Annotated in this window: 15 protein-coding genes; 5 read left to right on the forward strand and 10 right to left on the reverse strand. The window is 70.0% G+C overall.

Annotated features, from left to right (window positions below; all coding sequences use genetic code 11):
* Positions 1 to 84: 84 nt before the first annotated feature.
* From ACWIZO_RS15000 to ACWIZO_RS15045, 10 genes are all read right to left on the reverse strand, one after another.
* The gene (locus ACWIZO_RS15000; protein ID WP_448638452.1) at positions 85 to 1,725 is read right to left on the reverse strand and encodes an MFS transporter; all 1,641 of its coding nucleotides are present in this window, start codon (positions 1,723 to 1,725) and stop codon (positions 85 to 87) included.
* A gap of 69 nt (positions 1,726 to 1,794) precedes the next feature.
* On the reverse strand, positions 1,795 to 2,007 hold the full coding sequence (locus tag ACWIZO_RS15005) for a dodecin (RefSeq protein ID WP_448638453.1): 213 nt from the start codon (positions 2,005 to 2,007) through the stop codon (positions 1,795 to 1,797).
* Positions 2,008 to 2,151: 144 nt separating this feature from the next.
* Positions 2,152 to 3,504 carry a 3,4-dihydroxy-2-butanone-4-phosphate synthase gene (gene ribB / locus ACWIZO_RS15010; protein WP_448638454.1) on the reverse strand — a complete coding sequence of 451 codons (1,353 nt, stop codon included), beginning with the start codon at positions 3,502 to 3,504 and terminating at the stop codon, positions 2,152 to 2,154.
* Positions 3,505 to 3,798: 294 nt separating this feature from the next.
* Positions 3,799 to 4,125 carry a ferredoxin gene (gene fdxA / locus ACWIZO_RS15015; protein WP_448638455.1) on the reverse strand — a complete coding sequence of 109 codons (327 nt, stop codon included), beginning with the start codon at positions 4,123 to 4,125 and terminating at the stop codon, positions 3,799 to 3,801.
* An 80-nt stretch (positions 4,126 to 4,205) separates the two neighbouring features.
* On the reverse strand, positions 4,206 to 4,520 hold the full coding sequence (locus ACWIZO_RS15020; RefSeq protein WP_448638456.1) for a hypothetical protein: 315 nt from the start codon (positions 4,518 to 4,520) through the stop codon (positions 4,206 to 4,208).
* Positions 4,498 to 4,731 carry a hypothetical protein gene (locus ACWIZO_RS15025; RefSeq protein WP_448638457.1) on the reverse strand — a complete coding sequence of 78 codons (234 nt, stop codon included), beginning with the start codon at positions 4,729 to 4,731 and terminating at the stop codon, positions 4,498 to 4,500. Before ACWIZO_RS15025 ends, ACWIZO_RS15020 begins: the two co-directional genes overlap by 23 nt.
* Positions 4,732 to 4,766: 35 nt before the next feature.
* On the reverse strand, positions 4,767 to 5,849 hold the full coding sequence (locus tag ACWIZO_RS15030; protein ID WP_448638458.1) for a 2-oxoacid:ferredoxin oxidoreductase subunit beta: 1,083 nt from the start codon (positions 5,847 to 5,849) through the stop codon (positions 4,767 to 4,769).
* Entirely contained in the window at positions 5,846 to 7,750 is a 1,905-nt protein-coding gene (locus ACWIZO_RS15035) for a 2-oxoacid:acceptor oxidoreductase subunit alpha (RefSeq protein WP_448638459.1), read from the reverse strand. Before ACWIZO_RS15035 ends, ACWIZO_RS15030 begins: the two co-directional genes overlap by 4 nt.
* A 340-nt stretch (positions 7,751 to 8,090) precedes the next feature.
* Positions 8,091 to 9,476 carry a CoA transferase gene (locus ACWIZO_RS15040; protein WP_448638460.1) on the reverse strand — a complete coding sequence of 462 codons (1,386 nt, stop codon included), beginning with the start codon at positions 9,474 to 9,476 and terminating at the stop codon, positions 8,091 to 8,093.
* Positions 9,477 to 9,796: 320 nt separating this feature from the next.
* Positions 9,797 to 10,618: a mycofactocin-coupled SDR family oxidoreductase gene (locus tag ACWIZO_RS15045; protein ID WP_448638461.1), complete on the reverse strand. Its 822-nt coding sequence runs from the start codon at positions 10,616 to 10,618 to the stop codon at positions 9,797 to 9,799.
* Between the two features lie 176 nt (positions 10,619 to 10,794).
* Between ACWIZO_RS15045 and ACWIZO_RS15050 the strand changes: the two genes are divergently transcribed.
* The 5 genes from ACWIZO_RS15050 to folE all read left to right on the forward strand — a co-directional run bounded on the left by ACWIZO_RS15050 (position 10,795) and on the right by folE (position 13,662).
* On the forward strand, positions 10,795 to 11,241 hold the full coding sequence (locus tag ACWIZO_RS15050) for a riboflavin kinase (protein WP_448638462.1): 447 nt from the start codon (positions 10,795 to 10,797) through the stop codon (positions 11,239 to 11,241).
* 290 nt (positions 11,242 to 11,531) lie between these two features.
* Positions 11,532 to 12,383, forward strand: a complete 852-nt coding sequence (locus ACWIZO_RS15055) for an NADPH-dependent F420 reductase (protein WP_448638463.1) — start codon at positions 11,532 to 11,534, stop codon at positions 12,381 to 12,383.
* 97 nt (positions 12,384 to 12,480) lie between these two features.
* A complete protein-coding gene (locus tag ACWIZO_RS15060; RefSeq protein ID WP_448638464.1) occupies positions 12,481 to 12,789 on the forward strand; it encodes a hypothetical protein in 309 nt (102 codons plus the stop codon).
* Positions 12,790 to 12,802: 13 nt separating this feature from the next.
* A complete protein-coding gene (locus ACWIZO_RS15065; protein ID WP_448638465.1) occupies positions 12,803 to 13,021 on the forward strand; it encodes a hypothetical protein in 219 nt (72 codons plus the stop codon).
* 65 nt (positions 13,022 to 13,086) lie between these two features.
* Positions 13,087 to 13,662 carry a GTP cyclohydrolase I FolE gene (gene folE, locus ACWIZO_RS15070; RefSeq protein ID WP_448638466.1) on the forward strand — a complete coding sequence of 192 codons (576 nt, stop codon included), beginning with the start codon at positions 13,087 to 13,089 and terminating at the stop codon, positions 13,660 to 13,662.
* Positions 13,663 to 14,035 lie beyond the last annotated feature (373 nt).

Here is a 14,035-nt window from a genome sequence, read left to right on the forward strand (position 1 = left end):
ACTACGTTCGACAGACGCCGTGAGCTCCGCTCTGACGACGCACCGAGACTCGCGTCGACCGACGGGAGCCCTCCCGAGCCCGCCTCATGATCCAGAACGCACGTCCGTCGGGCCCGACGGCGTCAGGCCGAGGTCCCGGTCCACGGCCGGGAACAAGTGCGCGCCCACCACGTCGACCGCGAAGGAGTTGGCCACCTCCTCGCGTTGTCGGTCGGCACCGGTGAGCCGGCCGGTGTGCTGGCGTAGGTGCTCCTCCCACGTGTCGTACGAGTGGACGAGCATGAACAGCGAGGGATCGGATCCGTCTCGGTAGAGCTGGCAGCTCGTCGCCCCGGTCTGGAGCCGAGAACGCCGCACTGGCTCCATCGCCACGAGAAACGGCCCTTGCGCCTCGGGCGGGACCACGTATCGCACGACCACCAGTACCGGCCCCACCTGAGGGTCCGGCTCATAGGCCAGATCCGGGTCTGTCCAGTAGATCGCCGGATCGCGGTCGAGGTGCGCCACGTCGGGGAGGGGCCACAGCGCCACAGTCATCGCGCCGGCCACCATGAGGACGGCTGCCGCGAGAAAGGTGGGACGCAACCCGACGGCGTGTGCCACGAGCCCCCACAGGAGCGAGCCCGTTGCCTGCGAGGCCGCGAAGACCATGTTGAACGTGGACAGACCACGGGCGCGCACCCATTGGGGCAAGAAGACCTGCAACGCCCCACTGACGCTCATGAGCACGAGCAGCCACGCCATGCCGCCAGGTACCAGGAGCACCGCGACCACGGCTGGTACCGGCACCGTCACACAAGCTACGAGCGAGACGGCGAAGAGCACCGCCGACAGGACCAGCAGCCGATTGGCTGACAGCCTGGGAGCCAGGTGCGGCAGCACCGCGGCGCCGGCAACCGCGCCGATCCCGAGGCTACCGAGGAGCACGCCGAAGCCCGTGGAACCGCTGGACAGCCGCTCGGAGGCAACCAGCGGTAACAACGCCCACATCGCGGCGCCGGGCAGCACGAAGAGGAAGACCCGCAGCAGCCACCGGCGCACGGCTGGCGAGTTGCGCACGTATCGGCCACCCGTCCGCATGGCGCTCGTGAACCGCTCGGGTGGCATGCCCGTCGGGACCGGTGGACGGCGCACGACACCCAGCACGACGAGGAAGGCCACAGCCGACACGGCCGTGAACCCGAACACGACGTCCGGCCCGGACAGGGACAACAACACCCCTGCCAGCGCCGGACCCACGGCTCGGGCCCCGTTCGTGGCCACGCCACCCAGCGCGGCCACCATCCGCACCTGCTCGCGCGGCACGAACGACTGGACCAGGACCTGGTACGCGGGCAGGGTCGCGGTCAGGCACGTACCGAGCAGAAAGGTGAAGAAGAGCAGCAGCGCGGGCGGCATCAGATCCACGGCCGTCAGGATGCTGAGCGAGCTACCTACGGCCAGTTGGAGGAGTTGCACGCCGATCAGCAGCCTGCGCCGGTCCAGGATGTCGGCCAGCGCGCCTGCCGGAAGGGCGAACAGCAGCATCGGCAGGATCGACGCCACCTGGACGAGCGCGACCAGGGCCGACGAATCGGGTTCGTCGATCAGGAACCACTGCGCACCCGCAGTCTGCATCCAGGTGCCCAGCATGCTGACCAACTGCGCCAGCCACATCGCCCTGAACGCACGCACGCGCAGCGGCGCCCACAACGACGTCACGTGTGCGGTGGGCTTGTCACTCATCGCGGGAGATGACGAGACTCCTCGAGGAACCACAGGGGCGCCGGACCGTGCAGCTCAAGAGGCCGACGGCTACCGATTCTCGATGCGGAACCCCAGCTTCAGCTTCACCTGGAAGTACGCGACATCGCCGTCGACCACGTGCCCCCGGATCTCTCCCGTCTCGAACCACTCGATGTGGCGCACGGTCTGCGCCGCCTGTCGGATGGCCGTCCGGATGGCGTCCTCGACGCTGGTCGTGCTGCTACCGACGATCTCGCTGAGTCCGTAAACGTGGTCACTCATCCATGGCTCCTATCCGGGCAGACACTGTCCTGCATCACCCTGTGGCGGACGCATTCCTCGATGGAGATCTCCAGCAGCCCTGCTCGGGCATGGCTCTGGCGGGCATGGCTCTGACGGGCATGGCTCTGGCGGGCATGGCCCCGTTCACCCGACTCCCGGGACCGCATCGTCGGGTCGGCTCCACGTGGGCAGGGGCGCTCTGCCCACCCCGAGCGGCGGGGCACCGGTGACCACCTCCACGAGGTGGTGTCCCGTCCGGTCCCGTTTCGTGCCGAGAAGCCGGAGGTTCTCCCGAGGTGTCCCGACCGCGAGGGGCAGCCGTCCGGACACGTGGATGCCGTGACGACTCATGGCCGCCACCTCGGCGAGGTCGTTCGTGAGCAGTCGTATCCGCAGGGCGGCGAGGTCGGTCAGGATGTCGGCAGCCGCCTGGCGGTGTCTGGCGTCGACGGGCAGTCCGCATTCGGTGCCCGCCTCGACGGTGTCGAGTCCTTGGTCCTGCAGGGAGCAGGCCCTCAGTGTGGCGAGAAGACCAGTCCCGCTTCCCTCGTGGCCACGCAGATAGACGACCACGCCGCGCCCCGCGGTTGCGATCTTCTCGATGGACGCATCGAGCTGCCGGCCGCAGTCGCAGCGGCTCGAGCCCAGGGACTCGCCGGTCAGGCACGCGGAGTGGATCCTGACCAGGACGTCGTCGCCGTCGGGAAGGTGTCCGTCTGCGTCGAGTCCGGCGACCAGTGCGAGGTGTTCGGTCCCTGACTGCTGGTCGACGTAGCCCACGGCGGTGAGCACTCCGTGACGAGTCGGCATCCGGGTGGAGACCACCCGACGGACGACTCCTTCCTCCCGAAGGCGGTGGTCGCGGAGGTCCTGGATCGAGATCATCGCCAGGTGGTGCTCGTCGGCGAAGGCCCGGCAGCTGTCGGCACGCCGCATGCTGCCGTCGTCCTCGACCATCTCGGCGATGACGCCGGCCGGCTGCCGACCGGCCAGCCGGGCCAGGTCCACAGCCGCCTCGGTGTGCCCCGGGCGAACCAGCACGCCTTCTTCCCTCGCCCGCAGGGGGAGGAGATGACCCGGTCGGGTCAGGTCCCCGGGCTCGGTTCCCGGATCGGCCAGCAGCCGCGCCGTGCGGGCTCGGTCTCGCGCAGAGATGCCCGTCGTGACACCGGATCTCGCATCGACGCTGACCGCGAAGGCGGTCTGCATCCGGTCCTCGTTCTCGTGCACCATGGCTGGGATGCCCAGGCGGTCGAGAACCGCTCCGGTCATCGGCATGTACACCAGACCTGACGTGTGCCGGACGATGAATGCCATCCACTCCGGGGTCACGGCATCCGCGGCCATGATCAGGTCGCTCGCGTTCTCGCGGTCCTCGTCATCCACGACGATCACCGGGCGACCCGCAGCGATCTCCGCGAGCGCCGCCTCCACGGTGTCGAGCGACATCTGCGGTGCGGGGGCTGGGAGATCGAGGGGTCCACGTTCGACGAGCACGTCCGGCTCCGTCCGGGTCGGGCCCGGGCCACGGTTGGGCGGCACCGTCGCGGGATGCGCACGAGGCACGTTCACAAACGTGGGAGTTGCCTCCCATCCGGCCCGTGACCGGTGGTTGGTGAGTGTCACGGCTGCATCGTATTCCTCATGATGTTTTCTGTGCAACCCACAACTATCGGCCTCCGTAACCGCTTGCCGGCCTCATGGTCGACGCGTGCGTCGTGGAGGCCGAGCCCCGCCGCAAGCGGGGTGATCACCGGCCATCGGCATGCGCCGGACTTCCGTCGTCTCCGGTCAGTGACTCGCGCTCCGCGGTGGGAGCGCGGTGACCATCGGATGGTCATGGCCGATCCGGCCGGTCTTGGCTGCGCCTCCTGGGGTGCCCAGCGCCGAGAAGAACTCGGCGTTGGCATCCTGAAAGGCGCTCCACTTGTCCGGGAGGTCGGTGTCGTAGTAGATGGCCTCCACCGGGCAGACCGGCTCGCAGGCGCCGCAGTCGACGCACTCGTCCGGATGGATGTACAGCATCCGGTCACCCTCGTAGATGCAGTCCACAGGGCACTCGTCGATGCATCGTTTGTCGAGGACATCGACGCACGGCTCGGCGATGACGTATGGCATGACGGCTCCTCTTTCGACAGCGGCGCCGCACCCTGGTGCGTGCGGCGCCGGGGGACTGCAGGCGACCAGATCCGGACCGGTCAGCGGACCTCTTGTTCGCCGTCCCTGGGTCCGGCCACCTCTCTGAGGCGGGCATCGGTGGACGGCTGCTCAAGCTCGATCTCATCTCCCGGGAGGAGGATGACCGTCGAGCCGGTCGGAGGCAGTGCCCGGCCGTCGACGGGGAGGACGCGGGCGTTACGGCCGACCTCGAGGTCGCCGAAGACCGCCGGCCAGGGAGAGATGTAGCGATATCGGGGCACGACCGCTCCGAGGGAGGAGGGGCAGGACAACCGCGGTAGTTCTTCGCGCCTCGTCACCGGCGGGGCACTCTCATCGCCGCCCACGTCCTTCATCGCGGACGCCGGCCGGTTCCTGGTCGACGAGCGTGAGCCGACCGTCGAGCGGCTCGTACGTGAACTTCTGCAGCGGCCCCATGGGCGGATCTTTCAGCAGCACGACGCGCTCGCGGTTGATGCGGACACTCATGACCTCGTCCGCCGCGTGTCCCAGCTCCCGGCAGAGCCACTGGAACAGGTCCGCAGGGACGGAACCCTCCTCGGACACGTCCGGTCCTTCCGCTCTCTCGCTCCAGCGGTCGCTCAGCCATGCGGGATCTGCACGATGCCGCTCTGGACAGCCCACGTGTCGGTGCCGTGCAGGAGTGAGTGGAGGTCGGCGGTCCCGGCCTGTACCGCTTGCTGCACCTGGGCTCGTGCGAGGTCGTCGTACGTGGGCCGATCCACCTGCCGAAGGACGCCGAAGACTGCGTGCTGCAGGTCCTGGTCGGACAGCCGGGACAGGGCGAACGCGAGCTCGGTGTCAGTGGCGTCGTGGACCACGACGTCCGCCGGCGCGACCTCCGCGGTCGGCGCCACGGCCAGCCCGAATCCCTTCCGGACGACGGCATAGCGGCCCTCGTTGCCGAAGACGATTGGCTCGCCGTGCCGCACGGTGATCACCCGCGACTCCGACTGGTCTGGCTTGCGCAGCACGTCGAAGGAGCCGTCGTTGAAGATCGGGCAGTCCTGGTAGATCTCGACCAACGATGCCCCTCGGTGCCGCGTCGCGGCACCGAGCACCTCCGTCAGACCAGCTCGGTCGGAGTCCATCGCCCGCCCGACGAACGTCGCCTCGGCACCGAGCGCGAGGGACACCGGGTTGAACGGGTGGTCCAGCGAGCCCATCGGCGTGGACTTGGTGACCTTCCCGACCTCGGAGGTGGGCGAGTACTGGCCCTTCGTGAGCCCGTAGATCCGGTTGTTGAACAGCAGGATCGTCAGGTTCACGTTGCGGCGCAGCGCGTGGATCAGGTGGTTGCCGCCGATGGACAGCGCGTCGCCGTCCCCGGTCACCACGAACACCGACAGGTCGGGCCGGGAGACGGCCAGTCCGGTCGCGATCGCCGGCGCGCGGCCGTGGATCGAGTGCATGCCGTAGGTGTCCAGGTAGTACGGGAACCGGGAGGAGCACCCGATGCCCGACACGAAGACGATGTTCTCGCGCTTGATGTGCAGCGTCGGCAGGAACGAGCGGACGGCGGCCAGCACCGCGTAGTCGCCGCAACCGGGGCACCACCGCACCTCCTGGTCGCTGGTGAAGTCCTTCGCCCGCTGCACCTCGTCCTCGGTGGGCACGCGGTCCAGTCCGCCGAGCACCGGCAGCCCCAGGTCGATCGCGGTCATGCCAACACCCCTTCCTTCGTCATCAGCGGTGCCAGTTCCTTCGTCATCAGCGGTGCCAGGAGTTCGGCGAGCTCGGCTGCTCCGAACGGCATGCCGGCGACCTTGGTGATCGACTCGACGGGGACGCAGAACCGGCCCTGGAGCAGGAAGGCCAACTGGCCCAGGTTCATCTCGGGGACGACGACCTTGCGGTACCGGCTCAGGACGTCCGCGGTGTTGGCCGGGAACGGGTTGAGGTGCCGGAAGTGGGCCTGCGCCACCGAATGCCCGCGAGCTCGCAGCCGGCGGACCGCGGCGCCGATCGGGCCGTAGGTCGAGCCCCAGCCGAGGACGAGGACGTCGGCGTCGCCGTCCGGGTCCTCGACCTCCAGGTCCGGCACCGTGACGCCGTCGATCTTGGCCTGGCGCACCCGCACCATGAACTCGTGGTTGGCCGGGTCGTAGGAGATGTTGCCGGTGCCGTCGGCCTTCTCCAGCCCGCCGATCCGATGAGCGAGACCGGGTGTGCCGGGCACCGCCCACGGGACCGCGAGGGTGTCGGAGTCGCGCAGGTAGGGCAGGAAGCTGCCGTCCGGACCGTTGGGCTCGGTGGCGAACCGCACCGGTGTCTCGGGTAGGTCCCCGTCCTCGGGCAGCCTCCACGGCTCGGAGCCGTTCGCGATCGCCCCGTCGGAGAGGAGCAGCACCGGCGTCTGGTACGTGACCGCGATGCGGACGGCGTCCAGCGTGGCGTCGAAGGCGTCGGAGGGGGATCGCGGCGCCACGATCGGCAGTGGCGCCTCACCGTTTCGGCCGAACATCGCCTGCAACAGGTCCGCCTGCTCGGTCTTCGTCGGCAGGCCGGTGGAGGGGCCGCCACGCTGCACGTCGACCACCAGCAGCGGCAACTCCGTCATCACCGCCAACCCGATCGCCTCCGACTTCAGCGAGATGCCGGGGCCCGACGTCGTCGTCACCCCCAGGGCGCCGCCGAAGGCCGCACCGATCGCCGCACTCACGCCGGCGATCTCGTCCTCGGCCTGGAACGTCGTCACGCCGAACCGCTTGAGCTTCGACAGCTCGTGCAGGATGTCCGAGGCCGGCGTGATCGGGTAGCTGCCGAGGAACACGGGCAGCCCGAACCGCAGGCCGGACGCCACGATGCCGTAGGCGAGTGCGGAGTTTCCGGTGATCTGCCGATAGGTGCCGTCCGGCAGTGAGGCCGCGGCGACCTCGTAGGTGACTGCGAACGACTCGGTCGTCTCCCCGTAGGCGTGCCCGGTGCGGAAGGCCACGACGTTGGCCTCGGCGATCTCTGGGCGCTTCGCGAACTTGCTCCGTAGCCAGCGTTCGGTGCCCTCGGTCGGCCGGGAGTACATCCACGACAGCAGGCCCAGGGCGAACATGTTCTTGCTGCGCTCGGCCTCCTTCTTGCCGATTCCCAAGGGGGCCAGCGCGGCGGTGGTCAGTGACGTCATCGCCACCCGGTGCACCGTGTACGACGCCACCGAGCCGTCCTCGAGCGGGTCGCCGTCGAATCCGACCTTGGCCAGGTTCCGCTTCGTGAACTCGTCGGTGTCCACGATCAGCACCCCGCCGGGCGACAGATCCGCCAGGTTCGCCTTCAGCGCGGCCGGGTTCATCGCCACCAGCACGTCCGGCCGGTCGCCCGGGGTCAGGATGTCGTAGTCGGCGAAGTGCAGCTGGAAGCTCGAGACACCGGCCAACGTGCCGTGCGGCGCGCGGATCTCCGCAGGGAAGTTCGGCAGCGTCGACAGGTCGTTGCCGAACGCCGCCGCCTCCGCCGTGAACCGGTCACCGGTCAGCTGCATGCCGTCACCGGAGTCGCCGGCGAACCTGATGACGACGCGAGACTGCCTCCGCGGCGATCCGTCGACCGATTCGGATTCGAGTGGAGCCATCAGGTACCTCCTGCGGTGAACGGGCTGTGCCGCGCCCCGGCTCACGCGCCCAGGGGGGCATGATGCAGTCGAGACGGCTACTCGGTGTCGTGCGACTCATCGCGTCGTCAGGTGATCCGGGGCAGACCGGTGAGGCCACGAACTGGGCGGGTGGTGCCGGAGATCCTCATGAGGATCTGCCGTGACGCACGTTACCTTCGGCGCAACTCGGCCGTCAAGCGGTCGTGGGGAGGGTTGTGGCTCGCACTGAGAAACCATGAGGACGACGTCGTCACCGTCGAACACGGCGGGATCTCTCCACGGGAAGCGAAGGCGGTGAGCTGCCTGCAGGCATCCGCCGTCACCCGTATGACGGTGCGTCGCGGCCCAACGGGCCGGCAGGTCGAAGTTCGGCGAGGGTGACGCCGTCGATCGACCCCGGCACGGGAACCGTTCTCACAGGCCCCCACGCAGTCAGTACTGCCTCCGATGCGTAGTCGGCGAGAGGCGGCGGTGGCTCGTCGATCGAGTCAGCGGGCGCCGGGAAGGCCTTCAGGAGCGTTGCGGTCTGTCCCAAGGCGACGCGAGCTTCGAGCACTCTGCCGCGTTGCACGAGCCCCGTGAGGGCGCGGCACACCGACGCCGCCATGAAGTACCCCGTGGCGTAGTCGAGCGCGGCACAGGGCAGCTCCACGGGTTCCGATGTGCCGGCGCTCCGTTGTCCATCGGCAGCGATTCCGGTGCTCATCTGCACGAGGCTGTCGAAGCCGCGGCGGTTGAGCCACGGGCCGCCCCAGCCGTAGGCGTTGACGCGGGCGACGACGAGGGCCGGATTGAGCGAGACGAGTCGATCCTCGTCGAAGCCGAGCCGGGTCAAGGCATCGGGGCGCCAGCCGCACACGAGGACGTCCGACTCGGCGACGAGTGACGCAAGGCGCGCTGCGCCTTCCGGCGAATGCAGGTCAAGGGCCGCACACCTCTTCCCCGCGGTCGTCACCGTCACCAAGTCACCCATCTCCGAGAAGCCCGGCGGATCGATGCGCAACACGCTCGCGCCCTGAGCGGCGAGGAAGCGGGTGCACGTGGGTCCGGCGATCACCCGGGTGAGGTCGAGCACTCGGACACCCTCCAGGGGACGGGAGGGCGCTCGGGAGAGGTGGGCCTCGCCGCTCCGGTGCTCGGCCCACACCACCGCGGGCGAGCTCGCCAGCGCCGAACCTGCAGGATGGGCATCCCATTGTTCCCGGGTGCGCATCAGGGCTGCGGCCCCCCCGGCCGCGATCACGGCGGACTCGAGCTCTTCCCCGTCACGTCCAGCGATGACCGCCGCGATCTCGGACTTGTCGACCACGGCGTCGTCCACACCGAGCGCCCCGAGTGCGGCCGTGCGATGCCACCTGTAAGCGGCGTGGAGGCGTATCCATCCGTCCACGCACCGATAGTTGGCGTTGATGAGCGCTTCTGGCTCCGGGCGCTGCCAGCCGTCCGGGCGGAAGAGCGCCTCACTCCTGAACGATGCGCACGCCTGCAGCCGGTCGATCGTCACGCCGCGGGCCGCGCCACCGGTTCGTGCGGACAGCAACTCGGCCGCCGCCAGGTGTGCCGCAGCGGTCGAGCCGGTCGCCAGCGCCGTGATGTCGAGCGCCGACGCGAACCCCTGCTCCGGACCGACGACGGTGAGCTGAGCCGGATCGAATCGTGGTCCGAGAACCGCAGACACCACGGCAAGCTCGTTGCGAGTGGGCACGAGCGGACAGTAGGACGGTGCGACGCTCCTGAGAGCTGCTGATCACCTCGGCGGCAGGAATGAGGTCGGCGGGGACGTCGGTGACGCAACTCCGCAGTCCGACCGGTCACTGCACTCGGGCCAGCGCGTCTCGTCACGTGAGCGGGCGCTGTTGTGCGACGAACGCCGGCCGGTCGCCGTCGACGATCACTGGCGCCGGGGCCGCTGCGGCGAGGGTCTCGCGGTCCCGGGCTGCGTTCGCCTGGCCAGGCCTACTGCCAACCGGTCCACCGGCTCGCCCTCGCCCGTTCCGCGCCCGGCGGCCCGTCAGCGCTCGGCGGTCAGAAGTGCTGGACGCCCCCGTCGACCGACAGGTGCTCGGCGGTGATGAACCTGGCCTCGTCGGAGACCAGGAACGCGACCGCGTTCGCGATCTGGTCGGACTCCGTCCAGCCTTGGTCGAGGAAGGTGGTTCCCATGGCCGCGAGCTTCGGGTTGGAGGCAGTGGCCCGTTCCATGGCGGCCATCACGCCCTCGCCGGCCATGGCCGTGGCCACAGCGCCGGGGTGCACCGAGTTGACCCGGATGCCGTGCTTGCCGAGCTCGGCGGCGAAGGCCCGCGTCATGCCGGTGACCGCGTGCTTGCTGGTCGTGTACGGGATCGCGAACGGCTGCAGCTTCCTGCCCGCGCCGGAGCTGATCAGCACCATCGCCCCACCGTTGCCGCCGGCGATCACGTGCGGCGCACATGCCATCACCGTGTTCCACACACCGGTGACGTTGATGTCGATCGTGTCCTTGAAGATCGTCGGCGTGATCTCGTCCCAGGTGCCCGGGACGAAGACGGCGGCGTTGGCCACCACGATGTCCAGCCGGCCGAGCTCGGCGACGCCCCGCCCGACGAAGGCCTGCACGTCCTCGAAGTCCCGGACGTCACCCTGGTGGGTCAGGATCCGGCGGTCGAGAGCCTCGACCTGGCGGGCCGTCTCGGCCAGGTCGTCCGGGGTCGACGACTCGTACGGCACTCCCTGGGGGAGGGGGCCGGCCAGGTCCAGGGCGAGGATGTCGGCGCCCTCGCTGGCCAGCCGCAGTGCGTGCGCCCGGCCCTGGCCGCGCGCCGCGCCGGTGATGAAGGCGACTTTGCCGGTCAGCCGTGCGCTCACGTCCATCAACTCCAGTTCTCGGGTCCGAACGGGTGGCGGTCCGGCCGACATCTAGCGCCGGAACCTCATGAGCAATATAGTGACCCGCGCCGCTCCCGCTCCACAACCGAGAGCCGGCACGTACCGCGGAGCGTCCTGAGGATCCCCGGATCGACACCGTCTGAGGAGTGGTCGCTGTGACGTCGGAACACCACGTCTGGGCCGTCGAAGGTCCCGTCGTCCGCGGGGAACAGCGCGGACGGCTGATCGGCTGTCCGACGGCCAACGTGGAGACACCGGCGGGCGTGCGACTCCCCGCGGACGGCGTCTACGCCGGTCTGGCCAGTGGGCCGCCCGGCAGCGGTCTGTACCGTGCCGCTGCGATCTCGGTCGGTACGAATCCGACGTTCGACGGTCAGCGCCGCACCGTCGAGGCGCACCTGCTCGACTTCGAGGGTGACCTGTACGACTCGGTCCTGGCCGTGCGGTCCGTGCGACGCCTCCGGGGGATGCTCCGCTTCGCCGATGTCTCCGAGCTGGTGTCGGCGATGGCCCAGGACGTGCAGCGGACCCGGGAGCTCATCGCGGCTCTGGACCCACGAGCCCTCGCTGTTGCGCCGCCTCAGCGCAGTCGCGTGCGTTGAGGCGACCGGACGACGGGACCTCGTCCGGACGAGACGGCGCCAGCAGATGTACGCCATCGGTGCGTCCGGGTCGACCGTCTCCGCCTGTGCACCCTCGAGACGTCTCCGTCGCCGCGGTTCGCCGAGAGCTCGACCAGTAACCGCTCGCATCACCGTCGGGCGTGCCAGCCCGCCCGACGACGCCAGCATGATCGCCCGTCCCCTCTAGAAGGAGGGGGTTGTCCGTCCACGGGACGTCGATCGGGCGGCGCCAGCTCGGGCGGATCCGCGCACGACAGGATGGGAATCCCATGACGATCGGCATCCTCGGCACGGGGCACATCGGCAAGACCCTGGCACTGCGCCTGCCCGAGGCCGGGCACGAGGTCAAGGCCGCCAACTCGCGCGGTCCCCAGGCCATCGGGCAGGACGTCCTCGCCACGGGTACGCGCGCCGTCACCGCGGCGGACGCTGTCGCCGACGTCGACGTGGTCATCGTCTCGGTGCCCGTCGGCCGACTCCCCGAGGTCGCGCCGCTCGTGCGCGACCTGCCGGACGACGTCGTCGTCATCGACACCTCGAACTACTACCCGACGCGGGACGGCGCCATCGAGGCGCTCGACGCTGGACAGGTCGAGAGCGTGTGGGTCGCACAGCAGCTGGGGCGGACGGTCGTCAAGGCGTGGAACTCCATCGGGTCCGACTCCCTGGCGAGCAAGGGTCAGCCGGCGGGCACCCCTGGCCGTATCGCGCTGCCGGTCGCGGCCGATCACGACGAGGACCGTCGCATCGGGATGCAGCTGGTCGAGGACACCGGATTCGACGCCTTCGATGCCGGAACCCTCACCCAATCCCTGGCGGCAGCAGCCCGGCACGCCGTCCTACTGCACGGATCTGACCCGTGCGGAGCTGTCCGCTGCCTTGGCCGCGGCCGATGCCGAACGGGCGCCCCGACGGCGCGACCTGGCCACCGCCGTCGTCACGGAGCGGATGGGGGACCCTTCGAAGAACCCCGATGCGGAGTACTTCGTCCGCCTCAACCGCGTTCTCTACACGTGATGCGAAGGCCGGCTCGGGATCGGACCCGGCCGAGTCCGCCCGGGCGGACGGCGTGCCCTGCCCTGGGGTGTGAGCGGCGGACGGCGAGCGGTCTGACCGGATGAGCTCGCCGAACGGCTTCCGACTCGGGGGCCGTCCTGATATCCTCATGAGGAATCGCGCCTCGAATCGATCGGGGCACGCGTCCGGAGGAGGGCGAGGATGCAGCTTCGTGTCGGATCGCGCTGGCGCAGCGCCGTGGACGACACCCAGGTGGTCGTGGTCCGCGCACCGCAGGGCGAGGTCTCCCTCACCTGCGGCGGCCATCCCCTGGTCCCCAGCGACAGCGAGCCCACCCCAGGCCTGACGATCACCGAGGGGCATACGGGCGGCACCGCGCTGGGCAAGCGCTACGCCGACCCGCAGACCGGTCTGGAGCTGCTCTGCGTCAAGGGCGGGACCGGGGCGCTCGCGCTGAACGGGGCGCAGCTGCCGCTCAAGTCCGCCCAGCCCCTCCCCGCCTCGGACTGAGCGGAGGCCCCGGATGAACATCGCGATGCTCGCCGAGGAGCTGCGCCCGCGACGCATCCGAGTCGAGGCGGACCTGGCCTCGCTCATCGACATGCCCGCCCACCGGGTGGATGGCGGCCGACCTGGTCGCCCGCGCGGCATCCCCGACGGTGATCGCACGGGCACGTTCCTCGTCGACCCGGACGCCGCGCCGCTCAGCGGCGCCCGGGTGCCGGTCCTCGGCGGGGCCTGACGCGGGCTCCGGTCGTCGTGAGCAGCCATGAAGTCCACATGACAGACACTGGGAGGTCGGGCGTCGTGGCTGGTGACTTCGATGCCGCCCGGGCCGCCGCCGCCGTCCGCGAGCTGCTGTCGGCGGTGGGGGAGGACCCCGACCGGCCCGGGCTGCAGGACACCCCCGCCCGGGTCGCCCGGGCCTACGCCGAGACGTTCGCCGGCCTGCAGCAGGACCCGTACGACGTCCTCTCGACGACGTTCGACGAGGACCACGACGAGATGATCCTGGTGAAGGACATCCCGATGTACTCGACCTGCGAGCACCACCTGGTGCCCTTCCACGGGGTCGCGCACATCGGCTACATCCCGGCCGTCGACGGCCGGGTCACCGGGCTGTCGAAGCTGGCCAGGCTGGTCGAGATGTACGCCCGCCGGCCGCAGGTGCAGGAGCGGATGACCAGCCAGATCGCCGACGCGCTGGCCGAGGTGCTCGAGCCGCGCGGGGTGCTCGTCGTCATCGAGGCCGAGCACCTGTGCATGGCGATGCGCGGCATCCGCAAGCCCGGCTCCACCACGGTCACCTCCGCGGTGCGCGGGATCTTCCGCGACAACCCGGCGACCCGCAGCGAGGCGATGAGCCTCGTCATCCGCCGATGACCACGGACCCAGACGGGGGCCGATCCCCAGGCAAGGAGAGGTGATGTCCACATGAGCGCTGCTCTGCCCGACCAGGTCCCTGGGGTGGGTTCCGTGCCCGCCGCAGCGGCCGTGCATGTCGCGGGCCGCGCCGACCGCACCGCGGCTTCGGCGAGGACGGATCAGGGGTCCGAGGTCCTGACCGAGAAGGAGCACACACGCCAGGTGCGTCGGCGCGTCCTCGACGCACAGCTGGCCCGCTTGGCCGGTCGCGCCGACGGTGCCACCCTCACCGGGCGCGACGCTGCCGCTCGAGTTCTCCGACTGAGCGCCCGGCTGGAACGGGGCGACTTCGGGTGGTGAGCCACCCGCGCGACGGCGCCGCAGTGCGCCG

This window comes from Geodermatophilus sp. URMC 63, assembly GCF_053502565.1.

Excerpts from the sequence above, each read along its gene's own strand:
- ACWIZO_RS15000 (WP_448638452.1), bottom strand. The coding sequence starts at position 1,725 with ATGAGTGACAAGCCCACCGCACACGTGACGTCGTTGTGGGCGCCGCTG.
- ACWIZO_RS15005 (WP_448638453.1), bottom strand. The coding sequence starts at position 2,007 with ATGAGTGACCACGTTTACGGACTCAGCGAGATCGTCGGTAGCAGCACG.
- fdxA (WP_448638455.1), bottom strand. The coding sequence starts at position 4,125 with ATGCCATACGTCATCGCCGAGCCGTGCGTCGATGTCCTCGACAAACGA.
- ACWIZO_RS15020 (WP_448638456.1), bottom strand. The coding sequence starts at position 4,520 with ATGAAGGACGTGGGCGGCGATGAGAGTGCCCCGCCGGTGACGAGGCGC.
- ACWIZO_RS15030 (WP_448638458.1), bottom strand. The coding sequence starts at position 5,849 with ATGACCGCGATCGACCTGGGGCTGCCGGTGCTCGGCGGACTGGACCGC.
- ACWIZO_RS15035 (WP_448638459.1), bottom strand. The coding sequence starts at position 7,750 with ATGGCTCCACTCGAATCCGAATCGGTCGACGGATCGCCGCGGAGGCAG.
- ACWIZO_RS15055 (WP_448638463.1), top strand. The coding sequence starts at position 11,532 with ATGACGATCGGCATCCTCGGCACGGGGCACATCGGCAAGACCCTGGCA.
- ACWIZO_RS15060 (WP_448638464.1), top strand. The coding sequence starts at position 12,481 with ATGCAGCTTCGTGTCGGATCGCGCTGGCGCAGCGCCGTGGACGACACC.
- ACWIZO_RS15065 (WP_448638465.1), top strand. The coding sequence starts at position 12,803 with ATGAACATCGCGATGCTCGCCGAGGAGCTGCGCCCGCGACGCATCCGA.